Source organism: Ensifer sp. EB106-03-01-XG145, assembly GCF_058792075.1.
Genome location: NZ_JBYTEC010000006.1, coordinates 157653 through 184357, shown reverse-complemented (window position 1 = coordinate 184357; position 26705 = coordinate 157653). Strand labels below are relative to the sequence as shown.

The 26705-nt window shown below is 63.4% G+C and carries 25 protein-coding genes; 12 read left to right on the top strand and 13 right to left on the bottom strand.

The features are described from left to right. Positions 1-21: 21 nt before the first annotated feature. The 3 genes from AC3WWH_RS17020 to AC3WWH_RS17010 all read right to left on the bottom strand — a co-directional run bounded on the left by AC3WWH_RS17020 (position 22) and on the right by AC3WWH_RS17010 (position 3302). Positions 22-1572: a DEAD/DEAH box helicase gene (locus AC3WWH_RS17020; RefSeq protein WP_492377119.1), complete on the bottom strand. Its 1551-nt coding sequence runs from the start codon at positions 1570-1572 to the stop codon at positions 22-24. 295 nt (positions 1573-1867) lie between these two features. After that, complete coding sequence (locus AC3WWH_RS17015) at positions 1868-2968, bottom strand: DNA alkylation repair protein (RefSeq protein WP_057252961.1); 1101 nt, start codon at positions 2966-2968, stop codon at positions 1868-1870. Positions 2969-3002: 34 nt separating this feature from the next. Beyond that, a complete protein-coding gene (locus AC3WWH_RS17010; RefSeq protein WP_057252963.1) occupies positions 3003-3302 on the bottom strand; it encodes a hypothetical protein in 300 nt (99 codons plus the stop codon). A gap of 147 nt (positions 3303-3449) precedes the next feature. On the opposite strand from AC3WWH_RS17010, the gene AC3WWH_RS17005 reads away from it, so the two are divergent. Both AC3WWH_RS17005 and AC3WWH_RS17000 read left to right on the top strand, forming a co-directional pair. Then, on the top strand, positions 3450-4124 hold the full coding sequence (locus AC3WWH_RS17005) for a helix-turn-helix transcriptional regulator (RefSeq protein ID WP_058321186.1): 675 nt from the start codon (positions 3450-3452) through the stop codon (positions 4122-4124). Positions 4125-4250: 126 nt separating this feature from the next. Beyond that, positions 4251-4700: a host attachment protein gene (locus tag AC3WWH_RS17000; RefSeq protein WP_058321185.1), complete on the top strand. Its 450-nt coding sequence runs from the start codon at positions 4251-4253 to the stop codon at positions 4698-4700. A gap of 66 nt (positions 4701-4766) precedes the next feature. Here AC3WWH_RS17000 and AC3WWH_RS16995 read toward each other — a convergent pair whose 3' ends face one another. Together AC3WWH_RS16995 and mnmC2 are read right to left on the bottom strand one after the other, a co-directional pair. Then, positions 4767-6353, bottom strand: coding sequence for a trimethylamine methyltransferase family protein (locus tag AC3WWH_RS16995; protein WP_058321184.1), 1587 nt, complete (start codon positions 6351-6353; stop codon positions 4767-4769). Positions 6354-6607: 254 nt separating this feature from the next. Next, positions 6608-7339: a tRNA (5-methylaminomethyl-2-thiouridine)(34)-methyltransferase MnmC2 gene (gene mnmC2, locus AC3WWH_RS16990; protein WP_057254308.1), complete on the bottom strand. Its 732-nt coding sequence runs from the start codon at positions 7337-7339 to the stop codon at positions 6608-6610. A gap of 39 nt (positions 7340-7378) precedes the next feature. Here mnmC2 and AC3WWH_RS16985 point away from each other — a divergent pair, with 39 nt between their 5' ends. Then, positions 7379-8518: an NAD(P)/FAD-dependent oxidoreductase gene (locus tag AC3WWH_RS16985; protein WP_058321183.1), complete on the top strand. Its 1140-nt coding sequence runs from the start codon at positions 7379-7381 to the stop codon at positions 8516-8518. 169 nt (positions 8519-8687) lie between these two features. On the opposite strand, the gene AC3WWH_RS16980 is transcribed toward AC3WWH_RS16985, so the two are convergent. Next, on the bottom strand, positions 8688-9077 hold the full coding sequence (locus AC3WWH_RS16980) for a PRC-barrel domain-containing protein (RefSeq protein WP_058321182.1): 390 nt from the start codon (positions 9075-9077) through the stop codon (positions 8688-8690). A gap of 266 nt (positions 9078-9343) precedes the next feature. On the opposite strand from AC3WWH_RS16980, the gene AC3WWH_RS16975 reads away from it, so the two are divergent. The 5 genes from AC3WWH_RS16975 to uraH all read left to right on the top strand — a co-directional run bounded on the left by AC3WWH_RS16975 (position 9344) and on the right by uraH (position 12729). After that, on the top strand, positions 9344-10144 hold the full coding sequence (locus AC3WWH_RS16975) for a DUF1045 domain-containing protein (protein ID WP_058321181.1): 801 nt from the start codon (positions 9344-9346) through the stop codon (positions 10142-10144). A 127-nt stretch (positions 10145-10271) separates the two neighbouring features. After that, complete coding sequence (gene puuE, locus AC3WWH_RS16970; RefSeq protein WP_057254309.1) at positions 10272-11201, top strand: allantoinase PuuE; 930 nt, start codon at positions 10272-10274, stop codon at positions 11199-11201. Beyond that, positions 11201-11704 (top strand): 2-oxo-4-hydroxy-4-carboxy-5-ureidoimidazoline decarboxylase, encoded by a 504-nt coding sequence (gene uraD / locus AC3WWH_RS16965; protein ID WP_057252976.1) that lies wholly within the window; start codon positions 11201-11203, stop codon positions 11702-11704. Before puuE ends, uraD begins: the two co-directional genes overlap by 1 nt. Positions 11705-11800: 96 nt before the next feature. Further along, on the top strand, positions 11801-12307 hold the full coding sequence (locus AC3WWH_RS16960; RefSeq protein ID WP_058321180.1) for an ureidoglycolate lyase: 507 nt from the start codon (positions 11801-11803) through the stop codon (positions 12305-12307). 59 nt (positions 12308-12366) lie between these two features. Beyond that, entirely contained in the window at positions 12367-12729 is a 363-nt protein-coding gene (gene uraH / locus AC3WWH_RS16955; protein WP_058321179.1) for a hydroxyisourate hydrolase, read from the top strand. A 194-nt stretch (positions 12730-12923) separates the two neighbouring features. On the opposite strand, the gene AC3WWH_RS16950 is transcribed toward uraH, so the two are convergent. The 4 genes from AC3WWH_RS16950 to AC3WWH_RS16935 all read right to left on the bottom strand — a co-directional run bounded on the left by AC3WWH_RS16950 (position 12924) and on the right by AC3WWH_RS16935 (position 17715). Further along, positions 12924-14060: an alpha-hydroxy acid oxidase gene (locus AC3WWH_RS16950; RefSeq protein ID WP_057252982.1), complete on the bottom strand. Its 1137-nt coding sequence runs from the start codon at positions 14058-14060 to the stop codon at positions 12924-12926. A 115-nt stretch (positions 14061-14175) separates the two neighbouring features. Further along, a complete protein-coding gene (gene guaD, locus AC3WWH_RS16945; RefSeq protein ID WP_058321178.1) occupies positions 14176-15492 on the bottom strand; it encodes a guanine deaminase in 1317 nt (438 codons plus the stop codon). Next, positions 15489-16727 (bottom strand): urate hydroxylase PuuD, encoded by a 1239-nt coding sequence (gene puuD, locus AC3WWH_RS16940; RefSeq protein ID WP_058321177.1) that lies wholly within the window; start codon positions 16725-16727, stop codon positions 15489-15491. Before puuD ends, guaD begins: the two co-directional genes overlap by 4 nt. A 73-nt stretch (positions 16728-16800) precedes the next feature. Beyond that, positions 16801-17715, bottom strand: coding sequence for a LysR substrate-binding domain-containing protein (locus AC3WWH_RS16935; protein ID WP_057252987.1), 915 nt, complete (start codon positions 17713-17715; stop codon positions 16801-16803). 29 nt (positions 17716-17744) lie between these two features. Between AC3WWH_RS16935 and AC3WWH_RS16930 the strand changes: the two genes are divergently transcribed. Next, complete coding sequence (locus AC3WWH_RS16930; RefSeq protein WP_058321176.1) at positions 17745-18065, top strand: hypothetical protein; 321 nt, start codon at positions 17745-17747, stop codon at positions 18063-18065. An 18-nt stretch (positions 18066-18083) separates the two neighbouring features. Here the strand turns inward: AC3WWH_RS16930 and xdhB are convergent, their stop codons facing one another. From xdhB to AC3WWH_RS16915, 3 genes are all read right to left on the bottom strand, one after another. Beyond that, positions 18084-20420 carry a xanthine dehydrogenase molybdopterin binding subunit gene (xdhB, locus tag AC3WWH_RS16925; RefSeq protein WP_058321175.1) on the bottom strand — a complete coding sequence of 779 codons (2337 nt, stop codon included), beginning with the start codon at positions 20418-20420 and terminating at the stop codon, positions 18084-18086. A gap of 2 nt (positions 20421-20422) precedes the next feature. Continuing rightward, on the bottom strand, positions 20423-21898 hold the full coding sequence (gene xdhA / locus AC3WWH_RS16920) for a xanthine dehydrogenase small subunit (RefSeq protein ID WP_057254312.1): 1476 nt from the start codon (positions 21896-21898) through the stop codon (positions 20423-20425). 108 nt (positions 21899-22006) lie between these two features. Further along, the gene (locus tag AC3WWH_RS16915; protein WP_057252991.1) at positions 22007-22783 is read right to left on the bottom strand and encodes a 3-hydroxybutyrate dehydrogenase; all 777 of its coding nucleotides are present in this window, start codon (positions 22781-22783) and stop codon (positions 22007-22009) included. 255 nt (positions 22784-23038) lie between these two features. Here AC3WWH_RS16915 and glpK point away from each other — a divergent pair, with 255 nt between their 5' ends. From glpK to map, 3 genes are all read left to right on the top strand, one after another. Further along, entirely contained in the window at positions 23039-24526 is a 1488-nt protein-coding gene (gene glpK, locus AC3WWH_RS16910; RefSeq protein ID WP_057252993.1) for a glycerol kinase GlpK, read from the top strand. 165 nt (positions 24527-24691) lie between these two features. Then, complete coding sequence (locus AC3WWH_RS16905) at positions 24692-25750, top strand: LLM class flavin-dependent oxidoreductase (protein WP_113399042.1); 1059 nt, start codon at positions 24692-24694, stop codon at positions 25748-25750. A gap of 100 nt (positions 25751-25850) precedes the next feature. Beyond that, a complete protein-coding gene (map, locus tag AC3WWH_RS16900; protein WP_058321174.1) occupies positions 25851-26600 on the top strand; it encodes a type I methionyl aminopeptidase in 750 nt (249 codons plus the stop codon). Positions 26601-26705: the final 105 nt, after the last annotated feature.

Below are 26705 nucleotides of genomic sequence, written 5' to 3'. Positions count from 1 at the left end.
CATTTCAGCGATTTTTAGAAATCAGCCCTGGTGGCCGCGGTTGCCGCCGTTGCCACGACGCTGGCCCTGGCCGCCTTCGCGACGCTCGCCACCACCACGGTTTTCGTTGCGGCCGCCATGGTTGCGGTCGCGACGGTCGCCCTGCTTCTGGCCGGGACGTCCGTGGTGCTTCTTGCCTTCGTGATTGCGGTTGCCTTCGCCACGGCCGTCGTTTTGCGGATGGCCATGGTCGCGGCGCTCCTGACGCTCCGGGCGGCGATCGTCGCGCAACAGGTCGTCGCCGGTAAAGCCGCTGGTCGCTGCCACCGGCTCGCCGGCGGGGCGTTCGCGGCGCGCGGGACGGCCGCCGTTCTGGTGCTGGCCGCCGCCATTGCCCTTGCGGTGGCCGGCGCCGTTATTGCCTCGGCCGCTGCGGCTCTTGGAGGGGCGGGCCTGGTCGGCTGGCGCTTCGCCGCTGGCAACAGCAATGTTGATGCCCATCAGCTTCTCGATGTCGCGCAGCAGGCGGATTTCGTCCGGAGCGCAGAAGGCAATCGCGATGCCGTCGCGGCCGGCGCGCGCGGTGCGGCCGATGCGGTGAACATAGGCATCAGGCACTTCCGGCAGGTCATAGTTGTAGACGTGGGTGACGCCGGGGATGTCGATGCCGCGGGCGGCGACGTCGGTGGCGACAAGCACGCGGATCTCGCCATCACGGAAGGCCTTCAGTGCCCGCTCGCGCTGGCCCTGGCTCTTGTTGCCGTGGATCGAGGCGGCCTTGAAGCCCACGTGGTCGAGGTGCTTCATCAGCTTCTCGGCACCATGCTTGGTGCGGCTGAAGATCAGCGACAGGCCGTCCGGATTGTCGGTCAGCGTCTTCTTGAGGATGGTCGTCTTCAGGTCCTTGCCGGGAACGAAGTGAACATACTGTTCGACCTTGTCGGCGGCCTTGCCCGGAGGTGTGACTTCAACCTTGATCGGGTTGGTCAGGTACTCGCCGGCAAGCTCGGCAATCTGCTTCGGCATGGTGGCCGAGAACAGCAGCGTCTGGCGGTTCTTCGGCACGAGCTTGGAGATCTTGCGCAGGTCGTGGATGAAGCCGAGGTCGAGCATCTGGTCGGCTTCGTCAAGGACGAGGTAGCGCCCTTGCGTCAGCGTCACGGCCTTGCGGTTGACGAGATCGAGCAGGCGGCCCGGTGTTGCGACCAGGATGTCGACGCCGCGGGCGAGCTGCTCGGTCTGCTTGTTGATCGAGACACCGCCGACGACAACGCCGATTTTCAGCGGAGACTTCTTGACGAAGAGCTTGAGGTTGGCAGCGATCTGGTTGACCAGTTCGCGGGTCGGGGCAAGTACGAGGGCGCGGATGTTGCGCGGATCGGGGCGCCTGCCTTCGGCAACGAGCTTTTCGATCATCGGCAGGCCGAAGGCGGCCGTCTTGCCGGTGCCGGTCTGGGCGAGACCGATGAGATCGTTGCCCTTCAGCACCTGAGGAATGGCCTGCGCCTGGATCGGCGTCGGTTTTTCGAAGCCGTTGGCGGACAGGGTCTCCAGAATGTGCTCGGAGAGGCCGAGATCTTTAAAGGTGGACAAATGCATATACCTTTTGGGGGCGCCAAACGCATTCGCCGGAACCGCATCCTTGCTGTTCCGGTGTCGTTTGGCGTCAAGAACCCCGCGTGAATTGGGAACTTGTGGGTTAAGAAAAAAGTCGTCAAGCGCCTGTGCTGTCGCCGCTTACGGCGTATGGGTGCGCTTTTCCTTCTTCACGGCTTTCTGTGTTGCCGAGGGCGCGCTCACGCGGCGGCCTGAAGGTGACGCTGGGCACCATGTCGTCGTTTTGGGCGAAAAAGTCAAGGTGCATCTTTTCGCAGGTGCGAAATGAGATCTACTCCAGCGCGAGATCAAAGCCGGCTTCAGCCGCTTCCTGGCCGTTGACGAGGATGACGATGCGGTGCGCGCCCGGATAGTAACGCCGGGTGGTGATCGGTCGGATCGCATGGCGTTTTTCGATCTCGATCGAGCGGCCGGGCGCAAGCGTCGCCGAGGTCCATTTGAACACTTTCGGCGATGACGCGCCGTTCGCCTTGCGGTGATGCACGGCGTAATCGATCATCACCTTCTGGCTCGTCTCGGCGTCATGACTGACGGCCAGGCGCAGGCCGAGGCTTTCGCCGAGCACGATCTCGGAGCGGTCGAGCGAGAACCTGGCATTGATGCCGGCCGGGGGAGCGAAGCCGAAATTGCCAAGCGCGTCCGGGTGGCCCTGCTTCAGGAGCGTGCGCGAGGCATGGCGCAGCAACTGGCGGCGCTCCGGTGATGCGTCGACGATATGCCCCGCGACGAAAGCCACCACCAGATCCGGATGGTCCTTGGCGATGTCGTTGAGGCTGTTGGCGACCGATCGGCGCACATAGTCCTCGGGGTCGTCGAGAAGGGCCGTCAGGATCGGCAGGATTGGCTTCGGATCGCGGATGAGTTTCGGCAGCCGCATTGCCCAGGGCAGGCGCGGGCGCGTGCCTTCGCTCGCCAGCCGGCGGACGTGATGGTTGGTGTCTTGGGTCCAGGAGTGGATCGTGGCAAGAGCGCGGTCCTGATCGCGGTCGATGAAGACGCGAATGCCGAACTCGGCGGTGAAATGCGGCGTCAGTGCACGCAGCAGCGACAGCGACAGGTCGAACTCCCCAAGGCCGCGCAAGGCGACGTACTGGCTGAGGGGGAGCAATGCCCAGCCGCTGAGACCGGGCGCATCGTCTCGGGGCAGGCAGGCCGCAAGAATGGCGGCCGCTTCGGCGAACGGCTGCGGCAGTGTTTCGACCAGCGCATCACGGATCTTGAGCGAACGCTGCATCAGTTCCAGCGTTTCGAGGCCATCGCCCGCGAGCCGCAGGAATTTCTCCCGATCGAAGACGCTGGCGCCACGGGCGATCCGGTCGGCGATATCGGTGACGACGCCGGGGTGCAGCAGGTTCTTCAGTGGCTCGGCCATCGCTCGGCAGTCCTTCGCTCGTTTTTCTGGCCGCTCAGATCTTCTGGCCGTCGGTAAAATGCTGCACCAGCATTACCGCGCTGATCGTCGCCGCGTAAGGCGCAAACTCCGGATCGACCCGAACGCGCTCACCGGCCGATTGGGCGGCCTCCAGCGTCTCCCATTCGACCAGGTCCGCAAACATGCCCGAGGTCTCGCAGGAATCGACGGCGCGCCAGGAGACGAACCCGGGGTAGCGGGAAACGGCCTGCATCGCCCGGCGGCGCGTGGCTGTCGCCGCGGGTTTGTCGAGAACGATGCAAACGGCAAGCTCAAGGATGTGGTCGCTGGTCATGTTCATGCTCCATGTCTGTTGGAGCTTGATTTAGCATAGGGCAACTGACAGCCTTATGGCCATAGTCGACACCGGCATGCTTGTGCCTGCCGGACGGTCGCTATAGCCCTTTCAAACGTGGGAGAGAATGGCGAAGGGAGACCACGGATGAGACCCGCCGACAGGCTGTTTCGCATTATCCAGCTCCTGCGCGCGACCGGCCGGGCGATGACGGCGCGGGAGATCGCCGAGAAGATGGAGGTCGCGCAGCGGACGATCTATCGCGACATGGAGCATCTGATCGCTTCCGGTGCGCCAATCGATGGCGAGCGTGGTGTCGGCTATCTGCTGCGCGGGGCCTTCGACGCGCCGCCGCTCGCCTTCACCTTCGAGCAGCTCGAAGCGCTCGCCTTCGGTGCCAGGGCCGTGCAGATGCTGGGCGACGGGCGACTTGCTCGATCGGCGCGCGAGGCGATGGAGAAGATCGCCCACGGCTTGCCTCCCGAACACCGGCAGCGGCTGATGGCGGCGCCACTTCGCGCCTTCCGCTCGGCGCTCCAGCCGGAACCGCCGGCACTGCTGGGCGATCTGCGCCAGGCGATCGCGGAGCGGCGCAAGCTTCGCCTCAGCTATGACAGCCTCAAGAACGAGCACTCCGAGCGGATCATCTGGCCGCTCGGTCTCAGCGTCTTCGGCCACTTCTGGCTGCTGACGGGCTGGTGCGAGCTGAGGTCGGATTTCCGCGATTTTCGCGTCGACAGGATCAGCTCCGTTCACGTCGAGCGTGAGCGTTACGAGGTGACAGCGGAGCGCAGCTTCGAGGCCTATGTCGCACGGATGTGATCGCCGTTACAGGCCGAAACAATTGGTGCTGAGCGGCGTTTTGATGGAACCGAACCGAGCCTCGCGCGTTTCCTTCAAGGGCCTCTTCGGCCCGCCACGATCAACACCTTTCACTGGGAGACAATCGTGCAGAACCGGACATGGATACTGGTCGCGGATGGCAACACCGCGCGCATCGTCAAGGGCGTGAACCTGTTGAAGGAGGAACGCCAGCGGCCGGACGAGGAAACTTTTCACACCGAACCGAAACGCGTTCAGGACATCATGGCGGATAAGCCGGGCAGAGCGCACTCGTCCGACGGGCACGGCCGCTCCGCCATGGAATACAAGAGCGATCCCGTTCGCGAGGAGCAGCAGCGCTTCGTCGCCGACGTTGCTGAAAGGCTCGAAAGCTACGCCGCCAACCACGCTTTCGACAGCCTCGTGATCTGCGCCGCCCCAAGGACCCTCGGCGATTTCAGAAAACACCTGTCTGCGCATGTCAGGGAGCGGACGGTCGCTGAGATTGACCGCAATTGTGTCGCCTCAACCACGGATCAACTGATCGCTACGGCGCGGGCTGCCGTCTTTCCCTGAGCCCGGCTTGTAGGGCTCGCCTCCATACTAGCGGCTGCTCGTGCAATCAGCCATCGCGGCGCTCCGTCAGAAGTCCGTCGGGACGCCGCCCTCTGCCTTGCGTCTGGCGACAAAGGCATCAAGTTCCTCTTCGATCGCAGGATCGAGCGGCGGGCGCTCATATTCGTTGAGCTTCTGCTTGAAGATCCGGTTGGCATGATCGTACGTGGTCGGCCGTCCGGCTTCTGTCCAGGTCTCGAAGTTGCGCCAGTCGGAAAGGATGGGCGAATAGAAGGCGGTCTCGTAGCGCTGCAGCGTGTGCAGCGTGCCGAAGTAGTGGCCGCCCGGCCCGACGTCGCGCACGGCATCGAGGCCGAGCGCATCCTCGCTGACATCGAGTGGCGTCAAATACTCCGCCACCATCTGCAGCATGTCGACGTCGAGAATGAACTTCTCGAAGGAGGCCGTGAGCCCGCCCTCGGTCCAGCCGGCGGCATGCATGACGAAGTTGCCGCCCCCTTGCGTCAGCGCCCAGAGCGACATGGCGGACTCGTAGGCGGCTTGAGCGTCGAGCGTGTTGGCGGCATTGGTGTTCGAGGTGCGGTAGGGGATGTTGTACCGGCGAGCGAGCTGGCCGCCGGCGACCACCGCCTTCATGTATTCCGGCGTGCCGAAGGCGGGTGCGCCGGTCTTCATGTCGACGTTCGAGGTGAAGCCGCCATACATGACAGGCGCGCCGCGCCTGATCATCTGGGTGAAGGCGATGCCGCAAAGTGCCTCGGCGTTCTGCTGAACCAGTGCGCCGGCGATCGTCACCGGTGCCATCGCGCCGGCCAATGTGAAGGGCGTGACCACCACCACCTGATTGCGCGAGGACATCTCGATTATGCCCTGCAGCATCGGTCCGTCGAGGCGTAGCGGAGAGGAGGTGTTGATGATGGTGAACAGCGAAGGCTCGCGCTCCATCTGCTCCATGGAGATGCCGCGGCCGATGCGGGCGATCTCGATGCCGTCGGTGTTGCGCTGCTTCCCAAGCGAATAGGCGTGGAAGACCTTGTCGGTAAGCTTCACCATGTCGGAGAGGCAGTCGAGGTGGCGGACTGAGGCATGCAGATCGACCGGCTCGACCGGATAGCCGCCGGTCGTGTGCACGATGTCGTAGGACTGGGCGAGCTTTACCAGCTTGCGGAAGTCTTCATGGTTGCCGGTGCGGCGGCCGCCATCACGATCGGCGACGAAGGGCGCGCTGGCGATCTGGGCGAAGACGAGATTGTTGCCGCCGATCGCGACGTTGCGCGCCGGGTTGCGGGCGTGCATCGTGAAGGCCGGAGGCACGGAGGCGATCATGTCCATGATCAGCCCGCGGTCGAAGCGCACCCGGTCGGTGCCGGGCGTCACATCGGCGCCTGCGGCCTTCATCCGGTCGCGTGCTTCCGGCAGGATGATGTCCATGCCGATCTCTTCGAGGATGGTCAGCGACGCGTCATGGATCGCTTCGAGCGCATCTTCCGAAAGCACCGTGGACTTCGCCAGCGTATTGACAAGATTGAGGTATTTTCCGCCCGCGGACTTGCGGGACCGCTCGGCGCCGCGGCCGCCTGGCCTGCGTCGCCGCTCCAGCGGGGTCGAGGCCGCATCACCGGTTGCTGCATCGGGAAACTGATCGTCGTTCATGAAGGACCCACCGTGTTGCCGATGGGGTTGTGTCGCAGATCCGCAGGCGCGATGGCCCGCCATTTGCGACAGTTCAGTTCTCTTGTGGAGTAAATCGTTCCCGCTGACGCATTTTCGCAGGGCGATGGCGCAACCGTTCAAGACACGTTGAAATCGGGGGGAGCGCCTACAGCGCCGCGCGTCTTATCAGACGCGCAAAGGCCGCTGTAGCACTTTGATTTTCTGCATGTCTTTGTCCTTAAATCGAGGTCGATTTAGGGAGACATGCAGTAGGGGCGGTCGCCCCGCAGCATCTCGCGCTTGCCGGCGAAACCCTTGCGTTTTTCGACGACGAAGCCGGCGGCCTGAAGATTGCGGCGGACGAAACCGGCGGCGGCATAGGTCGCGAAGCTACCGCTGGGCGCGGTTTTTTCGAAGACGTGCCGCATCAGCTCTTCCGACCACATGTCGGGATTGCGCGAGGGGGCGAAACCGTCGAGATACCAGGCGTCGAACGGATGTTCGGTGCGGGCGACACCTTCGAGCGCCGGACCGCAGACGACCGTGAGGGTGACGCCGTCGCCAAAGTCGATGCGGACGTCACCGTCGGGGTCTGCCGGCCAGCGGGAGACCAGGGCCAGCCGTTCCGCATCGATTTCCGGCCAGTGGCTGAGCGCACGGGAAATCTCGTCGGCGGCCATGGGAAATCGCTCGAATGAGACGAAATGCAGGCGGTCGCCGGCTCCAGCGGTTGCCTTCCACTGGCGCCATGTCTCGCAGAAATTGAGCCCGGTGCCGAAGCCCAGTTCGCCGATGCGGAAGGTGCCCGTACCGACCCAGCGCTCCGGCAGGCCGTTGCCCGAAAGGAAGACGTGACCGCATTCCAGCCGCCCATCGGTGCGGCAATAAAAGTGATCGCCAAACTCCCGGGAATAGGGCATATCGCCCTCGTGCCAATCAAGGTTTTGGTGCGCTGGCGGGTCGATCGGGTCTGCTGGTCCTGTCATGGCAAAGGCGATAATCCGCCGGCCGGAGAAGGTCAATCGATGAGCGAGCTTTTGGTCGTCGGCGGCGGTATCATGGGGCTGTGGGCCGCCCTTTCCGCCGCGCGCAAGGGCATGACGGTGCGGCTCGTCGAGCAACAGGCCATCGGTGCCGGCGCGAGCGGCGGCCTACTGGGCGCGCTCATGCCGCATATGCCCGACCGCTGGAATGCCAAGAAGCAATTCCAGTTCGAAGCGCTGGTGTCCCTCGAAGAGGAGATCGCGCAGCTCGAAGCCGAGGCGGGGGTGTCGACCGGCTATCGCCGCACCGGGCGGCTGATGCCGCTCGCCAAGCCGCACTTACGCGACATTGCGCTCCGGCATGAACAGGACGCACGACAGCAATGGCGCGCGGGCGACCGGCAATTCTTCTGGCATGTCCAGGAGGAAGGCCCGCAGGGTTGGCCAGGCACGGAGGCAACGGCGCATGGCGTCGTTTTCGATACGCTGGCCGCGCGGGTGTCGCCGCGCCGCACGCTGTCGGCCCTGCGTGCCGCCCTGTTGCAGTTGCAGAATGTTCAGATCGATGAAGGCTCGGGCGTGCGCATCCTTCCGGCGCACGGCAGGGCCGAGCGTGACGATGGCAGCCGGCTCAGCTTCGACCATTGCATCATCGCTGCCGGCATCGGCAGTTTCCCGCTGATCGATGCTGTGTCGGGGCCGCTGAAAGCGACGAGCGGCACGGCGGTCAAGGGCCAGGCCGCGCTCTTGAGGGCGGATGTCGATCCAGGCCTGCCGGTTATTTTCACCGATGGCGTCTACATCATCGCTCATGACGATGGCCATGTGGCGATCGGCAGCACCAGCGAGAACAGCTTTGCCGATCCACTGTCCACGGACGAACAGCTCGACGATCTCCTTCGACGCGCCACGTTGCTGGCGCCGTGTCTGGCGGATGCGGAGGTGGTCGAGCGCTGGGCCGGGCTCAGGCCAAAGTCGGCGGGGCGCGAACCCATGGTCGGGCGGCACCCTGATCATTCGAACATTTCCGTGCTGACCGGCGGCTTCAAGGTGAGCTTCGGGATTGCGCATCGGTTGGCGCGCTTCGTTGTCGACGAGATCGCCGGTCTCCCGACGCTCGATCTGCCGGAATCCTTCCTGTGCCGGAACCACATTGCGGCGCTTCGCGAGAAGCATCTCTAGAGCATCCCGCTCTCAAGTGGAATCACTGGAAGCGGAAAGATGCTCTAGATTCAAAGTGCTAGAGCGTCCTTTGTGCGTTCACTTGAACGCACGGCGCTCTAGGATCGGGCATAGGAAAGGCCCCGCCGCTGGCGGAGCCTCGAATATTCAGACATTCGAAAGTCCGACCTTACATCCAGTAGGGCGGTACGCCGTAGTAGTCGTAGACGCGACGGCCGTTTTCCTCGTTCCAGTTGTATTCCTCGTTGCCGCGATATTTCGGTGCGCGCTCGACCTGATCGCGCGTCACGTCGGTGCGATAGCCGCCGAGGTTTTCGTCATAGGTCAACTTCGCCCAGGGCAGCGGATAGTGGTCTTCGCCGAGGCCGAGGAAACCGCCGAAACCGAGCACGGCGTAGGCAACGCGACCGCTGCGTTTTTCGATGATCACGCGCTCGATCGAGCCGATGTGCTTGTTGTCGGAGCCATAGACCTTCGTGCCTTCAACCTTGTCGCTTCCGATCAGGTCATGGGTTTCCTTGATCCGGGCATCCTGCAGGTTTGCGTTGTGATAGCTCACGCTTCTTCTCCATCCTTGATTGTTACCTTGAGGGAACGGCCGTTGGGCTGGATGGTTCCGAAAATCCGGCGCAAGCCGGCGGGATCGCGTGGTTTTGCAGGATCCACTTCGTCAATCTGTCACGCAAATCACCTAAGACGCGGCCAATAGATCACGATGATCCCGAGCCGGATCGGCACTCATAAGCGTGATCGATCTCATTGGAGCGGGGCGGAAAACCGCAGGCATTTTTCCTCATCCCGCTCGAACGGATACCGGAGCCAGACATGCGCTACGCCATTTGTTTTACGCCGCCGATGGCCGACCCGCTTTCCGCGGTTGCCGCAAGCTGGCTTGGGCGCAACGTCTATTCCGGCGAACCGACGGAACTGCCTTCGGTTGCGGGCCTGAGCTCTGCCGACATCGCCTACCATACGGCCGTACCGCGCCGCTTCGGTTTCCATGCGGTGATGATGTCGCCGTTTCGTCTGCATCCGGATATGACGGAATCACAGCTCCTGAAGGCGCTGATGCATTTTGCCGGCGCGCAGACACCGTTCGAAATCGATCGCCTGGAGGTCGCCCGCATCGGCCGGTGCTTTGGCCTGATGCCGCAGGTCCCGAGCACCGCGATGCATCTGCTGGCCGCCAATATCGTTCAGGAGTTCGATGCTTTTCGTGCGCCACTCAGCGAAGACGAGATCGAGCGCTCCGATCCGGATCGGCTGACCGCACCGCAGTTTTCCAACCTGCACCGCTGGGGCGATCCTCATGTGATGGACGAGTACCGCTTTCACATGATGTTGACTGGCCCGCTCGCGTCGGACGCGATACGCCAGGTCGAGGCGCCGCTTCGCGACCTGTTCGAGCCATGCCTGGCGACGCCGCTTGCCATCGGCAGCCTTGCCCTCTTCGTCGAGCAAGAGACCGGCGCGCCCCTGCGCGTGCATTCGCAGCACCCGCTCGGCAAGATCTCCACGAATGCGCGCGCCGAGCGCGCCAAGCGCGTTGCCGCCGATCCCTCTCTTGGTTCGGGATCGATCCGGCCCTTGCCGCTCATCGTCGCGGCATTGATGGCGCATCGCTAGTGAGAGCGCAGAATTCAGCCTTCGTCTCATTCCGAACTCGTCGCCCAGCAACCCTTCGCGGGTAGATTTCGGTATCGACAATCCGGTCGGCGGTGATACCGTTCTGGAAAAATCGAAGGGTGATTTGATGTCTGAGACTAAGTATCCGCGCGACCTCGTTGGCTACGGCCGCAATCCGCCGAAGGCAAACTGGCCGGGCGATGCGCGCATTGCCGTGCAGTTCGTGCTGAACTACGAGGAGGGCGGCGAGAGCTGCATTCTCGATGGCGACGCGGCGTCCGAATGTCTGCTGTCCGAGATCGTCGGCGCGCAGCCCTGGCAGGGACAGCGTAATCTCAACATGGAATCGATCTACGAATATGGCGCACGCTCCGGTTTCTGGCGGCTGTGGCGCATGTTCACGAGCCGTAACGTTCCGCTGACGGTCTACGGCGTGACGCTCGCCATGGCGCGCAATCCGGAAGCGGTTGCGGCCATGAAGGAAGCCGGCTGGGAAATCGCCAGCCACGGCCTGCGCTGGCTGGAATACAAGGATTTTCCGGAGGAGGTCGAGCGCGAGCATATCCGCGAAGTCGTCCGTCTGCATACGGAACTGACCGGCGAGCGCCCGCTCGGCATCTACCAGGGCAAGCCTTCGGCCAATACGCTGAAGCTGGTGCTGGAGGAGGGCGGCTTCCTCTATTCCTGCGACAGCTACGCCGACGAACTGCCCTATTGGGTGCCGGGGCTGCCGGCCGACAAGCCGCATCTGATCATCCCCTATACGCTCGATGCCAACGACATGCGTTTTGCCACCAACCAGGGCTTCAACTCCGGCGACCAGTTCTTCACCTATCTCAAGGACAGCTTCGACGTGCTCTATGAGGAAGGCCGTCAGGGCGATGCCAAGATGATGAACATCGGCCTGCACTGCCGGCTCGTCGGCCGCCCTGGCCGCGCCGCAGCCCTTGCCCGGTTCATCGATTACGTGATGTCGCACGATAAGGTCTGGGTGCCCAGGCGCATCGACATCGCCAACCACTGGTACCAGCACCACAAGCCGGAAGGGACGCTCTGATGTCCGACCGCGACGCCTTCGTCGCCCGTTTCGGCGGCGTGTTCGAGCATTCGCCCTGGGTGGCCGAACGCGCTTACGATCGCGCCGCGGCGGCGGGTTTGATGGCGGGCAACGTGCATTCGGCGCTCTGCCAGGCTTTTCGTGCGGCGTTGCCGCGCGAAAAGCTGCAAGTGCTGCGCGCCCACCCGGATCTCGCCGGAAAGCTGGCGATCGCGGGCAAGCTTACGGCAGACTCGACCGCCGAGCAGGCGTCTGCTGGCCTCGATCGGTTGACGCCCGAGGAACATCAGCGCTTCACGGCGCTGAACGATGCCTACACGAAGAAATTCGGCTTCCCCTTCATCATCGCCGTGAAGGGGCTCACCAAGGGTCAGATTCTCGCCTCCTTCGAAAGCCGCATTGACAATTCGCCCGAAGAGGAATTTGAAACCGCTTGCGCGCAGGTGGAGAAAATCGCCCGCCTGCGGCTGCAGTCGATGCTTCCTGGAGACGAAAATGCCTGACAAAACCGTTCGATACGCGTCCTCGCTCTTTCGGAGGACCGTCGAACTGGAGTTGACATTGTCGAATGCCGTGGAAACCTGCGAGGTCCACGCCTGATGTCGCGCCTGCTTACCATCGAACCGCTGACGCGCGACGCCTTTGCACCCTTCGGAACCATCATCGAAGCCGATCCGGCGACGATGCGCTACATCAACGGCGGCAACACGGAACGTTTCCACGGGCTGGCGCGCGCCGATGTGGTCGGCGACGGCGCCAATGTCATCATCAATATCTTCCGCGGTCAGCCGCGCGCTTTTCCCTATGCGGTGACGATGATGGAGCGCCACCCGCTCGGCAGCCAGAGCTTTTCACCGCTCGACGATCGCCCCTGGGTCGTCGTCGTCGCGGAAGACGAGGACGGGCGTCCGGGCACGCCGCGGGTATTCCAAGCGAGCGGCAAGCAAGGAGTCAATTACGGCCGCAACGTCTGGCATCACCCGCTGATGTCGATCGGCGCCGTCAGCGATTTCCTGATCGTCGATCGCGATGGGCCGGGCAACAATCTTGAGGAATACTTCTACGACGAGCCCTTCGTCATTGAGAGCCCCAATCTGGCGGTATGAGGAAATCGTGTGCGGTCTTCCGCGCCCATCCCGTGCCAACTGATGAATGAGAGGATAGGATGAGCAGCACCGGCAGACTGACGACCCACGTTCTCGACACCGCGCTCGGCAAGCCGGCCGAGGGGCTGCGCATCGATCTCTACTGGCTCGAAGGCGAGGAGCGGCAGTTGATCCGCACCGTTCATACCAACAGCGACGGGCGCGTCGACGGGCCGATGGTCGAAGGCGTCGGCTTCATGGTCGGCAATTACGAGCTGGTCTTTTATGCCGGCGACTATCTGCGCCGGTCAGGCGCGACGCTGCCGGAACCGGCCTTCCTCGACCGCATCCCATTGCGCTTCGGCATCGCCGATCCGGCGAGCCACTATCACGTGCCGCTGCTGCTTTCGCCCTATGGGTACTCGACCTATCGGGGGAGCTGAGGCGTAAGGGGTCTTGCGCTCGCTTCGCGTTTTGCCGAAAGGGTCACTCCAAGCTCCCTCATCCTCGCCCTTGTGGCGGGGATCCAGCGACCCGAAGTCTGTCGGGTCAAAAGACCTTTCAGCCCAAGGACTTGGGCTGGCTAGATTCCTGTGACAAGCACAGGAATGAGGGCGGGAGTGGCTGATGCCGTGGCCTATTCCGCCAGGATGCTGCGGTCGACGTCGTTGATGTTGCGTTTGCCGCAGAGCGCCATGGTGATGTCCATCTCCTTGCGGATGATTTCCAACGCCTTGGTCACCCCATCCTTGCCCATGGCGCCGAGGCCATAGAGGAAGGGGCGGCCGATATAGGTGCCCTTGGCGCCCATGGCGACGGCCTTCAGCACATCCTGGCCGGAGCGGATGCCGCCGTCGAGATGCACTTCGATCTGGTGGCCAACCGCATCGACGATGCGCGGCAGCATGCTGATGGAGGAGTGGGCGCCGTCGAGCTGGCGGCCGCCATGGTTGGAGACGATAATCGCATCGGCACCGGTCGCCGCCGCCATCTTGGCGTCTTCGGGATCGAGAATGCCCTTGAGGATCAGCGGTCCGCCCCAACGCTCCTTGATCCACTCGACGTCCTTCCACGAAAGCTGCGGGTCGAACTGTTCCGCCGTCCAGGCGCCGAGCGAAGAAAGATCGGTAACGCTCTTTGCGTGGCCGACGATGTTGCGGAAGGTGCGGCGCTTGGTGCCGAGCATCTTCATGCACCAGCCGGGGCGCGTCGCCATCTGCCAGAGATGCTTCGGCGTCATCTTCGGCGGCGCGGAGAGGCCGTTGCGCAGGTCCTTGTGACGCTGGCCGAGGATCTGCAGGTCGAGCGTCAGCACCAGCGCCGAGCACTTCGCCGCCTTGGCGCGGTCGATAAGGTTCAGCACGAATTCGCGCTCGCGCATGACGTAAAGCTGGAACCAGAAGGGCTTGGTGGTGACCGAGGCGACGTCCTCGATCGAGCAGATGCTCATGGTCGAGAGCGTGAAGGGGACACCAAAGGCTTCGGCGGCCTGGGCCGCCAGCATCTCGCCATCGGCGTGTTGCATGCCGGTGAGGCCGGTTGGGGCAAGCGCCACCGGCATCGAAACCTTTTGACCGATCATCGTCGTTTCGAGCGACCGGTCGGTCATGTCGACCAGCACCCGCTGGCGCAGCTTGACCTTGGCGAAATCCTCCTCGTTGGCGCGATAGGTGCCTTCGGTCCAGGCGCCGCTGTCGGCGTAGTCGAAGAAGAGCTTCGGCACGCGACGTTTGGCGAGCGCCTTGAGATCGCTGATTTCGAGGATTTGCGTCATGAAAACGGCCTTCGTCCAACGGATATTGAACGAGCCATTACCATGTTTGCCGGAGGCTTGTTAATAGCCAGAACGCAGAGAGGTCAATTTTCTTGACCTCTCTGGATTTGGACGGTCACGCGGCGGCGAGTGCCGATTTCACCGGCTTGCCGGCGACATAGGTTTCGACGATTGCGCGGTCGTCGCCCATGGTCTGTAGCAGGAAAAGCTCGTCGGCGAGCGAATTGACCACTTCTGCCCGAAGCGCCATTGCCGGCGTCGCCGCCGTGTCGAGCACGATGAAGTCGGCATCGGTTCCGGCTTCGAGCGTGCCGATCCTGTCGACGAGCGAGAGCGCCTCGGCATTGCCGCGGGTCATCATGAAGAAGCTGTCGAAGGGGTTCAGCCGCTCGCCCTGCAACTGCAGGATCTTGTAGGCCTCATCGAGCGTCTTCAGCATGGAATAGCTGGTGCCGCCGCCGATATCGGAGGCGACCGAGGCGCGCACCGGCTTGTCCCTGCGGGTAAGCGCCCGCAGCGGAAAGAGGCCGGAGCCGAGGAAGAGGTTGGAGGTCGGGCAGAAGACGGCGACCGAGCCGGTCTCGCTCATGACATCCGCCTCGCGCTCGGACAGATGGATGCAGTGGCCGAACAGGCTTTTCGGCCCGAGCAGGCCGTAGCGGGCGTAGACGTCGGTATAGTCCTTGGCTTCCGGATAGAGCTCGCAGGTGAAGGTGATCTCGTCGCGATTTTCCGACAGATGGGTCTGTACGTGCAGGTCGGGAAACTCGCGTACGAGCGACTTGGCAACGTCCATCTGCTCCGGCGTCGAAGTGATGGCGAAGCGCGGCGTGATCGCCACGTGGTTGCGGCCCTTGCCGTGCCATTCGCGGATCACCGCGCGGGTTTCGTCGTAGCCCATCTGCGGCGTGTCGAGCAGGCCTTGCGGGGCGTTGCGGTCCATCATCACCTTGCCGGCGACCATGCGCATGTCGCGGCGCAGCGCCTCGGCGAAGAAAGCGTCGGCGGACGCCTTGTGCACCGAGCAATAGGCCGTCGCCGTCGTCGTGCCATGGCGGACCATCTCGTCGAAGAAGCGCTTCGCAATCCGCTCGGCATGGGCGGTTTCGACGAAACGGCACTCCTCCGGGAAGGTGTAGGTGTTCAGCCATTCGAGCAGGTTGGCGGCATAGGAGGCCATCACCTGCATCTGCGGGAAATGCAGGTGCGTGTCGATGAAGCCGGGCACGATCAGGTGCGGGCGATGATCGATTTCCGCCACACCTTCAGGAGCGTCTGCCTTCACCGCGGCGTAAGCGCCACTCGCAAGGATCTGGCCACCCTCGACCAGAAGTGCGCCGTCGCTCTCATAGCCATAGGCGGCGCTGTCGTCGATCGACGTGGGGGCGCGGTGGAAGCTCAGCAATCGGCCGCGGATGAGGGTGGTGGTCATTGTGTCTTGCCTTCCTCGACGGCGCTTTCGAACCAGGCTGTCAGCAGCTGGCGCTCGTCCGTCGTCATGTCTGTCACGTTGCCGGGCGGCATCGCATGGCTGCGCCCGGCCTGGATATAGATTTCGCGGGCATGGGCGGCAATCTCCGCGTCGCTTTCAAGCATCACGCCCTTCGGCGCCTGGGTGATGCCCTCATAAACGGGTTCTACCGCGTGGCACATGGAACAGCGGGTCGAGATCGTATCCTTGACGGCGGGGAAGTGCGCGTTCGCGGCGAAGCGCGAAAAGACCGGTGCGACCTCGGCCTTCTCGCCGCCGGTCAGCACCTTCGGCACGGTCGAAAGCCACATGATCAGGATGAAGAGAAGCGCAGTCACAAGCCAGGTCCAGGTTGGCTTGCCCTTGCGGGCATGGGTGGTGTTGAACCAGTGGCGAATAGTGACGCCCATCAGGAAGACGAGTGCTGCGATGATCCAGTTGAATGCCGTCGCGAAGGCCAGCGGATAATGGTTCGACAGCATGAAGAAGATGACCGGCAGCGTCAGATAGTTGTTGTGCAGCGAGCGCTGTTTCGCCTGGGCGCCGAGCTTCGGGTCCGGCGTGCGCCCGGCGATGAGATCCGCGACGACGATCTTCTGGTTGGGGATGATGATGAAGAAGACGTTGGCCGACATGATCGTCGCGGTAAACGCGCCAAGATGCAGGAAGGCGGCGCGGCCGGTGAAGACCTGGGTGTAGCCCCAGGCCATGACGACGAGCGCCACATAGAGCAGCGCCATCAGCCCCCAGGTGTTGCCCCCGATCGGCGACTTGCAGAGCAGATCGTAGAAGATCCAGCCGATGCCGAGCGAGGCAAGCGAGATCAGGATCGCTGTGGTTGCGGAGATATCGAGCACATGGCGGTCGATCAGGAAAAGATCGGCGCCGCCGTAATAGACGAGACAGAGCATGGCGAAGCCCGAGAGCCACGTCATGTAGGATTCCCATTTGAACCAGGTGAGATGCTCAGGCATCGAGGCCGGCGCCACCAGGTATTTCTGGATGTGGTAGAAGCCGCCGCCATGCACCTGCCACTCCTCGCCATAGGCGCCGACCGGCAGGTGGTCGCGCTTCGTGAGGCCGAGGTCGAGCGCGATGAAATAGAAGGATGAGCCGATCCAGGCGATGGCCGTGATCACGTGCAGCCAGCGGACGGCAAAGGCCAGCCATTCCCAGGCAATGGCGAACTCGTACATTCAGATCCCCTTTTGTCTCTATCGCTGCACCTTGCGCAAAAACGACGGAGGGGAAAAGGGGGCAGGGCTCTCGTCAAGCGCTATTTGCGTGCAGGAAGCTCGGCGGACAAAGCTCGCCGAGGATCCAGTCGCGGAAAATCCGGATCTTGGGCGTGTTGCGGCGCGCGTGCGGATAGGCAAGCCAGTAGTCGCAGCCGTCGCTGCAGCGCAGATCAAAGGGCTGGTAGAGCCGGCCGAGCGCGACATCATCCGGATAGAATTCCGGCGTCAGGATGGCGACGCCCTGGCCGGCGACGGCTGCGCGTGCCTCGAAGGTCTGTGCGCCAAGCCGGCTGTGCGGCCGTCCCTCGAGATCGGGATCGTCGACCCCGGCGGCCTTGAACCACATCGGCCACCAGGGATCGCCGGCATCGATGATGCGAAGCTTCAAGAGGTCGCGTGGTTCGTGTACGCCGCCGATGGTCTCGGCGAGCGCCGGGCTCAGCATCGGGCTGAACTCGACGCGCATGAGCGGATGGGTGTCGAGGCCGGGCCAGACGCCCCCGCCGGAGCGGATCGCGAGGTCCGCGGGCTCGCGGCTAAAATCGGTGAGCGAGTCGCTCGTCGTCAGCCGCACGGCGATGTTGGGATGGGCAAGCTGGAAGCTGCCGATGTTGCGGGCAAGCCATTGCGAGGCGAAGGTCGGGGTCGAACTGATGAGGAGCGCGCTGTCGATATCGCCGCGGGCATTGGAGACGGCTTCCTGCAGCATCTCGAAGGCTTCGGTCACACGCGGTGCCAGCCGCTGGCCGACGTCGGTCAGCGAGATCTGACGCGGGCGCCGCAGGAAAAGCGGTTCGCCGACATTCTCCTCGATCAACTTGATCTGGTAGCTGACGGCGGTCTGGGTCATGCCCAGTTCTTCGCCGGCCTTGGTGAAACTGCCGAGCCTGGCGACCGCTTCGAAGACCCGCAGCGCATTCAGCGGAAACTGCTTCGACATCTTCATGGATAAGTTCTCTTGATGCATGCAGACGGATGTTCGATTGGATTTCGATCCTCCTCCACGGCATCCTCCAAGTCAACTTCCCAAGACGAACAGGTGCTGAAATGAGTTGCGACACATTCGAACGTACTGAAAGAAAACCATTTCTTTCAATCGAGCCGGTCATACGGCTCACGGCTGCCCTGTTCGGCGGCCTCGTTGCCCCCAAGCCGATGCTGGATGTCAACGCTCTCTCCGACCACATGAAGAGAGATATGGGTTTCATGGATGTCCATAGCCCGCATAGCGACGACGAGGAGGCGATGGCCAACGCCCGTCGCCTGCTCAGCATCAATGAGTTGCCGCGGATTTGAGGCAAATCTTGATGGCCGTCAGCGATCTCGCAGACGCTCGACGGCCATCAGCACACGCTCCGGTGTTGCCGGGGCATCGAGCCGCGGGCACTCGCGATAATCCGCGACACTGGCGACTGCCATGGAAAGCGCCTCCAGAACCGAGATCGGCAGCATGAAGGGCGGCTCTCCTACCGCCTTGGAGCGGCCGATGGTCTTCTCGGTATTGCTCGACCATTCGGCGAGCTTCACATTGAAGATCTTCGGCCGGTCGGAAGCGAGCGGGATCTTGTAGGTGGAGGGGGCGTGGGTGCGAAGCCGGCCCTTGTCGTCCCACCACAGTTCCTCCGTCGTCAGCCAGCCCATCCCTTGCACGAAGCCGCCCTCGATCTGGCCGATGTCGATCGCCGGGTTCAACGAACGGCCGACATCGTGCAGCACGTCGACACGGTCGACCATGTATTCGCCGGTCAGCGTATCGACAGACACTTCCGAAACCGAAGCGCCATAGGCGAAATAGTAGAAGGGCGTGCCGCGGCCACTGGCGCGATCCCAGTGGATCTTCGGCGTCTTGTAGTAGCCCGCAGCCGAAAGCTGGATCCGGCCCATATAGGCCTGCTTGATGAATTCGGGGAAAGGCACCAGCTCTTCACCGATCTTCACATGGTTGGGCACGAAGCTGACATGATCAGGCGTTGTCTGCCAGCGCTCGCAGGCGAAGGCGACCAGCCGCTCCTTGATCTGGCGTGCGGCGTCATGAGCCGCCATGCCGTTCAAGTCAGAGCCCGAGGAGGCGGCGGTCGCAGAGGTGTTCGGCACCTTGCCGGTGGTCGTTGCGGTGATGCGCACCCGGTCGAGGTCGACCTGGAAACTGTCGGCAATCACCTGCGCAACCTTGATATAGAGGCCCTGGCCCATCTCGGTGCCGCCATGGTTCAGGTGGATCGAGCCGTCCTGGTAGATGTGCACCAGAGCCCCCGCCTGATTGAAGGCGGTCATGGTGAAGGAGATGCCGAACTTCACTGGCGTTAGCGCGATGCCCTTGCGGATGATGCGGCTCGTCTTGTTGAAGTCGAGGATTGCCTGACGGCGTGCCTGATAGTCGGCGCTCTCCTCAAGCTCGGCGACGATGCGGGCAATGATGTTGTCTTCGACCTTCTGGTGGTAGGGCGTGACGTCCCGGCCCGAGCCGCTCTCGCCATAGAAGTTCAGCTTGCGGATTTCGAGCGGATCCTTGCCGAGCTGGTAGGCGATTTCCTCGAGGATGCGTTCGCCGCCGAGCATGCCTTGAGGCCCGCCGAAACCGCGATAGGCGGTGTTCGAGACCGTGTTGGTCTTCAGCGGCTGCGAGGTGAGCTTCACATGTGGGTAGAAATAGGAGCTGTCGGCATGGAAGAGTGCCCGGTCGGTGACGGGGCCGGAGAGGTCCGACGAAAAGCCACAGCGCGCCGCATAGTTGGCATGAACCGCATGGATGCGGCCGTCGTCGTCGTAACCGACGTCGTAGTCGACGAGGAAGTCATGGCGCTTGCCGGTTGCCGTCATATCCTCGTCCCGGTCCGGGCGGAATTTCACGGCGCGGTTGAGCTTCTTCGCCGCAACCGCCGCAAGCGCTGCGAACTGATTCCCTTGCGTTTCCTTGCCTCCGAAGCCGCCGCCCATGCGGCGGACGTTCACCGTCACCGCATTTGAGGGCACGCCGAGCACATGCGAGACCATGTGCTGGATCTCGCTCGGATGCTGGGTCGAGGACCAGACGGTGACCTCGTCGTCCTCGCCGGGAATGGCGAGCGCGATATGGCCTTCGAGGTAGAAGTGCTCCTGGCCGCCGACGCGCATTTGCCCTTTGAGCCGGCGTGGCGCTCTTTCCAGCTCCGCCTCGGCGTCGCCGCGCTGCAGGCTCAGCGGCTGCGTCACCAGTTCGCCGCCATGGGCGAGCGAGTCGAGGATGTCGGTGAAATGCGGCAGGTCGCGATAGGTGATTTTCGCCAGCCGTGCCGCCCGGCGGGCGATGTCGCGGGTCTCGGCGATCACCGCAAAGGCGGGTTGTCCATGAAACTGCACGAGACCATCGGCAAGCACTGGCTCGTCATGCAGGTGGCTCGGGCTGATGTCGTTGGAATGCGGCATGTCCTTGGCGGTGAGCACGCAGACGACGCCGGGTACGGCGGCGACGGCCGAGAGGTCCATCGCGGTGATCTCCGCGTGCGCCCGGTCGGTCATGCCGAGTGCGCCATGCAACGTGCCCACGGGTTCCGGCATGTCGTCGATATAGTCGGCGGTGCCGGCGACATGTTTGTGGGCGCTGTCGTGGCGCTGCGCCGCGTGCATCTCGCCCCGGATTGCCTTGCGTTCCTCGAAGGTGGACTTGTCCATGATCATCTGTCTCCCGCGGCGTAGCGCACCAGTTGCGCGGGCTCGCCACCGCTTTCCAGGAAGAAACGCATCAAGAGGTTTTTCGCCGCTAGCATGCGGTAGTCGCTTGTCGCCCGCCAGTCGGTGAGCGGCTGGTAGTCGGTCTCGAAGGCGACTTGTGCTGCGCGAACCGTCTCCTCGGTCCAGGGCTTGCCGATCAGCGCCGTTTCCACATTCGTGGCGCGCTTCGGCGTGCCGGCCATGCCGCCGAAGGCGATGCGGGCGGAGCGGACCACTCCGCCGTCTACCGACAGGCGGAAGGCGCCGAGCAGGGCGGAAATGTCCTCGTCGCGGCGTTTTGAGATCTTGTAGGCGGCAAAGAGATCGCCGGCCGGAAGACTTGGCACGAAGATGCTTTCGACGAATTCGCCCGGCTTACGGTCCTGTTTGCCATAGGCGATGAAGAATTCTTCGAGCGGCAGCGTCCGGCGACCCTCCGTCGAGCGCAGCGTCACGGTGGCGTCGAGCACGATCAAGGGCGGCGGGCTGTCGCCGATCGGCGAGCCGTTGGCGATGTTGCCGCCGATCGTGCCCATGTTGCGCACCTGCTCGCCGCCGATCCGGTCGATCAGCGGGCCGAGGCCGGGAAAGGCTTTGCCAAGCGCGGCATAGGCCATCGTGTAGCTAACGCCGGCACCGATCGTCAGACCCGGCTCCGTCTCCTCGATGCGCTGCAACTCGGCAATGCCGTTGATGAAGATGGCCGGGTTGATCGGCCGCATCTGCTTGGTCACCCAGAGGCCGACATCGGTGGAACCGCCAACCACGGTCGCCCCCGGATTGTCGGCAAGCGCTGTCGCCAGGCCGTCGCCGTCCGCAGGCACGATCAGACAGGTGTCGCCCTGGCGAATGGTGATCGTCTCGGTCGGCGCCAGTGCCTTCAGCCGGGCGGTGATCGTTTCGCGTTCTCGCGTGATCGGGTCGAAGATTTCGGAGGGGCGCGCCTTTGCCGCCGCTTCCGCGGCGCGCACGATCGGCTCATAGCCGGTGCAACGACAGAGGTTGCCCTGCAGCGCCTTTTCGATATCAGCGCGGCTGGGATCGTCGTTTGCGAGCCACAGGCCATAGAGCGACATGACGAAGCCGGGCGTGCAGAAGCCGCATTGCGATCCGTGGAAATCGACCATCGCCTGCTGCACCGGATGCAGCGTCCCGTCCTGGCCGGCAAGATGCTCGACGGTGACGACATGGGTTGCCTGCAGCGAGCCGAGGAAACGGATGCACGCGTTGACGGCTTCATAGACGAGCCTGTCGCCGGCAAGCCTTCCGACGAGCACGGTGCAAGCGCCGCAGTCGCCCTCCGCACAACCTTCCTTGGTGCCGGTCAACCGACGCTCCAACCTCAGGTAATCGAGCAGGGTCGCGGCCGGTGCGATGTCGGAAAGCGCGACCTCGCGATCGTTGAGGATGAAGCTGATGCTTCCGTTCGGCTGGGGCATGCCACTCATTCCCTGCTGCTGCATATTGCCTGAAATCACTTTGATCTTAGGTGGTTATGCAGAAAAGCAAAGGGCCGTGGAAATTTTTGGCTGTGTCCGTGCGTGTGGCTACTGTGCCGTCCAGCCGCCGTCCATCGACACATGCGTGCCGGTGATCTGGGCGGCATCGTCGCCGGCGAGATAGACGGCAAGCGCTGCCACCTGTTCGACGGTGATGAACTTCTTGGTCGGCTGGCCCTTCAGCATCACGTCGTTGATGACCTGCTGTTCGGTGATGCCGCGGGTGCGTGCCTGATCGGGGATCTGCTTTTCGACGAGCGGCGTCAGCACGTAGCCCGGGCAGATCGAATTTGCGGTGATACCGTTTTCGGCGACTTCGAGAGCGACGGTCTTGGTCAGGCCGAGGACGCCGTGCTTGGCGGCGACATAGGCCGCCTTGAATGGCGAAGCGACGAGGCCATGGGCGGAAGCGATGTTGATGATGCGGCCCCAGCCTTTCGCCTTCATGCCGGGAATGGCGGCGCGGATCGTGTGGAAGGAGGAGGAAAGGTTGATCGCGATAATACGATCCCATTGCTCGATCGGGAAATCCTCGACCTTCTCGACATATTGGATGCCGGCATTGTTGACGAGGATATCGACGCTGCCGAAGTGCTCGGTTGCGGTCGCGATCAGATCAGCGATCTCGGCGGGTTTCGTCATGTCGGCGCCGTGATAAAGCACCGTTCCGCTCGTCAGCGCGCTGACGTCGTCCGTCGCTTGTCTGATCTCATCCGGGCTGCCGAAGCCGTTCAGCACGATGTTGGCGCCGCCCTTGGCGAAAGCCTTGGCGATCGCAAGCCCGATTCCGCTCGTCGAACCGGTGATGACCGCTGTTTTCGTCATTGTTGCTCTCTCCCTTCGTGGCGCTGCGGGCTGCTTTGTTGCGGCGCAACAGCGCCAGCCTACGCGTAAAACGGGCGCACTGACAATTGTGTTTTTGAGCTCCGGGCCGCAGAGTTGCCGCGGGGGCCAGCGAAGCCGATCGGTTGCGTTTTGTTTTCGTTTGACATTCGTTTTGCCATCGTATTGAAGTTTTCGAAATGAGATCCCGCCCTTGAGGACGGGTGAATAAACATGCGTGTGGCCGGGGAGGGGCATATGGGCGGATATATTCTCGCGATCGATCAGGGTACGACCTCAAGCCGGGCGATCGTCTTCGACGGTCAGCAGCAGATCGCTGGCGCCAGCCAGAAGGAATTCAAGCAGCACTTCCCCAAATCCGGCTGGGTCGAGCACGATCCCGAGGAAATCTGGCAGACGGTCCTTTCGACGGTCCAGGAAGCGATCGCCAAGGCGGGCATCACCGCCGGCGACCTTGACGGCATCGGCATCACCAATCAGCGCGAGACGGTCGTCGTATGGGATCGCGAAACCGGCAATCCGATCCACAATGCCATCGTCTGGCAGGACCGCCGCACTGCGTCCTATTGCGACAGGCTGAAGAAGCAGGGGCTGGAAAAGACCTTCACCAGGAAGACCGGCCTGCTGCTCGATCCCTATTTCTCCGGCACCAAGCTCAACTGGCTGCTCACCAACGTCGACAGGGCCCAGGCGCGCGCTTCCAAGGGTGAGCTCTGCTTCGGCACGATCGACACCTTTCTCATCTGGCGGCTGACCGGCGGCAAGTCCTTCGTGACCGATGCCACCAACGCCTCGCGCACGCTCCTCTACAACATCTCGGAGAATGCCTGGGACGACGAACTGCTGAAGATCCTGAAAGTGCCGCGCGCCATGCTGCCGGAGGTCAAGGACTGCGCCGCCGATTTCGGCGTCACCGACCCGGCAATCTTCGGCGCCGCCATCCCGATCCTTGGCGTTGCCGGCGACCAGCAGGCGGCGACGATCGGCCAGGCCTGCTTCAAGCCGGGCATGCTGAAATCCACCTATGGCACCGGCTGCTTCGCGCTGCTCAACACCGGCAAGGACATGGTGCGGTCGAAGAACCGGCTGCTCACCACCATTGCCTATAGGCTCGACGGCGAAACGACCTATGCGCTGGAAGGTTCGATCTTCGTTGCCGGTGCTGCCGTGCAATGGCTGCGCGACGGCCTGAAGGTGATCAAGGCGGCACCCGATACCGGGACGCTCGCCGAGAGCGCCGATCCGACGCAGGAAGTCTACCTGGTGCCGGCCTTCACAGGGCTTGGCGCGCCGCACTGGGATCCGGATGCGCGCGGCGCGATCTTCGGCATGACCCGCAACACCGGCCCCGCCGAGTTTGCCCGCGCCGCGCTCGAAGCCGTCTGCTACCAGACGCGCGACCTGCTCGAGGCGATGCACAAGGACTGGCGCAACAACGGCAAGGAAACGGTGCTGCGCGTCGATGGCGGCATGGTCGCCTCCGACTGGACGATGCAGCGGCTGTCCGATCTGCTCGACGCGCCGGTCGACCGGCCCGTCATTCTCGAGACCACCGCGCTCGGCGTCGCCTGGCTTGCCGGCAGCCGTGCTGGCGTCTGGCCGAAGCAGGAGGCGTTCGCCCAGTCCTGGGCGCGTGACCATCGCTTCGAGCCGGCCATGGACGAGAAGACGCGAAAGGCCAAGCTCAGGGGCTGGCGCAACGCCGTCAAGCGCACGCTGAGCTGAGAACCAGGACTGGGCGGTTTTCGCCCGCATCATCCGGTTCCTGCCAATCATCCGACACAGGCTCCATTCATGCTCATCCGGGAAACACAGCGTTTCCCGGATGAGCATTTGCTGCCCACGCGCGCGGCAACTATCTGTTGTCACAACAGAAATAGGACGGGCATCATGGAACTCGGGCTTTATACATTTGCGGATGTCGATCCGAATGCGGCAGACAAGGGCAAAGACGGGCAGCGGCGCCTCAAGAACCTTCTCGAAGAGATCGAGCTTGCCGATCAGGTCGGCCTCGACGTTTTCGGTCTTGGCGAGCATCACCGCCCTGACTATGCGGCCTCGGTACCCTCGGTCATTCTGGCCGCTGCCGCCGCAAAGACGAAAAACATCCGGCTGACCAGCGCCGTGACGGTGCTGAGCTCGGACGATCCGGTGCGCGTCTTCCAGCAGTTTTCGACGCTGGATCTGATCTCCAATGGCCGCGCCGAGATCATGGCCGGTCGCGGCTCCTTCATCGAATCCTTCCCGCTCTTCGGTCAGTCTCTCGACGATTACGACCAGCTCTTTGCCGAGAAGCTCGATCTGCTGATGGCGCTTCGCGACAGCGAGAAGGTCACCTGGTCGGGCGAGATGCGGCCGGCGGTCCATGATCGCGGCGTCTATCCGCGGCCGCTGCAGGAGGTGCTGCCGCTCTGGATCGCCGTTGGCGGCACGCCGCAATCGGTGGCGCGGGCAGGAGCACTCGGCTTGCCGGTGGCGCTCGCCATCATCGGCGGCGAGCCGCGCCGTTTTGCGCCGCTCTTCGATCTCTACCGCGAGGCCGCGCGCCGGGCCGGCCAGGATGCGACCAAGCTGAAAACCAGCATCAACGTGCACGGCTTCATTGCCGACACGACGGACCTCGCCGCAGACCAGTTCTACGGACCGCAGGCAGAGGTGATGAACCGCATCGGCCGCGAGCGCGGCTGGGGACCGACCAACCGGGCGCATTTCGACCAGGCACGCAGCCCGAACGGGAACCTCTTCCTTGGCGACCCGGAGACGGTGGCGGAAAAGATCGTCGAGAACTGGAAGCTGTTCCGCAACGATCGTTTCCTGCTGCAGATGGCGATCGGGCCGATGCCGCATGACCAGATCATGCGCGGCATCGAGCTCTACGGCACCAGGGTGGCGCCGCTGGTGCGCACGGCGCTGGCGGAAGAGAAGGCGGCGGCACGGGCCGCCGTCTGACCTCAAACGCCGGGTTCAGTGTTCGATTGCCGACCGTCCCGTTCGGCGCTGGCATAACGTATAGCGACACGCTACATGTGAGCGCGAAAGCGAGACACGGATGACCCTCAACAACGAAGAAGATCTGCTGCGGCTGAAGGAAATCGGCCGCATCTGCGCCAATGCCTTGCAGGCGATGGGCGAGGCGCTGGAGCCCGGCATCACCACGGCGGAACTGGACGCGATCGGCCGCAAGGTGCTGGAAGAGGCCGGCGCGCGCTCGGCGCCCGAGCTCTGCTACAAGTTTCCCGGCGCCACCTGCATCAGCGTCAACGAGGAAATCGCCCACGGCATTCCCGGCAGCCGGGGGATCCAGGCGGGCGACCTCGTCAATATCGACGTCTCGGCCGAGAAGGACGGCATCTTCGCCGATACCGGCGCCTCGTTCCCGGTGCCACCGGTCACGGCCGCGATCGACCGGCTTTGCCGCGACGGCAAGCGGGCGATGTGGGTGGGCCTCAAGCAGGTGCGTCCCGACCAGCCGCTGGCGGCCATCGGCAACGCGATCGGCGACTTCGCCCGCAAGAACCGCTATTCGCTCGTCACCAACCTCGCCAGCCACGGCATCGGCCGCTCGCTGCACGAGGAGCCGACCGAGATCGCCACTTGGCCAGATCCGCGCGAACGGCGCCGGATGACGGACGGCATGGTCTTCACCGTCGAACCTTTCCTGTCGATGGGCGCGCAATGGGCCGAAGGCGGCAACGACGATTGGACGCTCTACAGCGATCCAAGGGCGCCAACGGTGCAATACGAGCACACCGTCGTCGTCACGCGCGGCGGGCCGTTGGTGGTGACGCTGCCGGGCTAGATCAGGGATGCGATTGCGGGCCGCGGCCGTCATCGCTCCTCTAACCCATTGAAATCGGCGATCGTTCGATTTCTTCAATAGGTCCTTCAATTATTGTCGTTTGTG

What these genes read in the sequence shown, in the direction of transcription:
- AC3WWH_RS16985 (WP_058321183.1), top strand. Translation starts at nt 7,379, where the DNA reads ATGAGCGAGCTTTTGGTCGTCGGCGGCGGTATCATGGGGCTGTGGGCC.
- guaD (WP_058321178.1), bottom strand. Translation starts at nt 15,492, where the DNA reads ATGACCACCACCCTCATCCGCGGCCGATTGCTGAGCTTCCACCGCGCC.
- AC3WWH_RS16915 (WP_057252991.1), bottom strand. Translation starts at nt 22,783, where the DNA reads ATGACGAAAACAGCGGTCATCACCGGTTCGACGAGCGGAATCGGGCTT.
- xdhB (WP_058321175.1), bottom strand. Translation starts at nt 20,420, where the DNA reads ATGGACAAGTCCACCTTCGAGGAACGCAAGGCAATCCGGGGCGAGATG.
- AC3WWH_RS16950 (WP_057252982.1), bottom strand. Translation starts at nt 14,060, where the DNA reads ATGACGCAAATCCTCGAAATCAGCGATCTCAAGGCGCTCGCCAAACGT.
- AC3WWH_RS16960 (WP_058321180.1), top strand. Translation starts at nt 11,801, where the DNA reads ATGTCGCGCCTGCTTACCATCGAACCGCTGACGCGCGACGCCTTTGCA.
- AC3WWH_RS16935 (WP_057252987.1), bottom strand. Translation starts at nt 17,715, where the DNA reads ATGAAGATGTCGAAGCAGTTTCCGCTGAATGCGCTGCGGGTCTTCGAA.
- mnmC2 (WP_057254308.1), bottom strand. Translation starts at nt 7,339, where the DNA reads ATGACAGGACCAGCAGACCCGATCGACCCGCCAGCGCACCAAAACCTT.
- map (WP_058321174.1), top strand. Translation starts at nt 25,851, where the DNA reads ATGACCCTCAACAACGAAGAAGATCTGCTGCGGCTGAAGGAAATCGGC.
- AC3WWH_RS17015 (WP_057252961.1), bottom strand. Translation starts at nt 2,968, where the DNA reads ATGGCCGAGCCACTGAAGAACCTGCTGCACCCCGGCGTCGTCACCGAT.
- puuD (WP_058321177.1), bottom strand. Translation starts at nt 16,727, where the DNA reads ATGTACGAGTTCGCCATTGCCTGGGAATGGCTGGCCTTTGCCGTCCGC.
- AC3WWH_RS16995 (WP_058321184.1), bottom strand. Translation starts at nt 6,353, where the DNA reads ATGAACGACGATCAGTTTCCCGATGCAGCAACCGGTGATGCGGCCTCG.
- xdhA (WP_057254312.1), bottom strand. Translation starts at nt 21,898, where the DNA reads ATGCCCCAGCCGAACGGAAGCATCAGCTTCATCCTCAACGATCGCGAG.
- AC3WWH_RS17005 (WP_058321186.1), top strand. Translation starts at nt 3,450, where the DNA reads ATGAGACCCGCCGACAGGCTGTTTCGCATTATCCAGCTCCTGCGCGCG.
- AC3WWH_RS16905 (WP_113399042.1), top strand. Translation starts at nt 24,692, where the DNA reads ATGGAACTCGGGCTTTATACATTTGCGGATGTCGATCCGAATGCGGCA.
- uraD (WP_057252976.1), top strand. Translation starts at nt 11,201, where the DNA reads ATGTCCGACCGCGACGCCTTCGTCGCCCGTTTCGGCGGCGTGTTCGAG.
- uraH (WP_058321179.1), top strand. Translation starts at nt 12,367, where the DNA reads ATGAGCAGCACCGGCAGACTGACGACCCACGTTCTCGACACCGCGCTC.
- glpK (WP_057252993.1), top strand. Translation starts at nt 23,039, where the DNA reads ATGGGCGGATATATTCTCGCGATCGATCAGGGTACGACCTCAAGCCGG.
- AC3WWH_RS16975 (WP_058321181.1), top strand. Translation starts at nt 9,344, where the DNA reads ATGCGCTACGCCATTTGTTTTACGCCGCCGATGGCCGACCCGCTTTCC.
- AC3WWH_RS17010 (WP_057252963.1), bottom strand. Translation starts at nt 3,302, where the DNA reads ATGACCAGCGACCACATCCTTGAGCTTGCCGTTTGCATCGTTCTCGAC.
- AC3WWH_RS16930 (WP_058321176.1), top strand. Translation starts at nt 17,745, where the DNA reads ATGTTCGATTGGATTTCGATCCTCCTCCACGGCATCCTCCAAGTCAAC.
- puuE (WP_057254309.1), top strand. Translation starts at nt 10,272, where the DNA reads ATGTCTGAGACTAAGTATCCGCGCGACCTCGTTGGCTACGGCCGCAAT.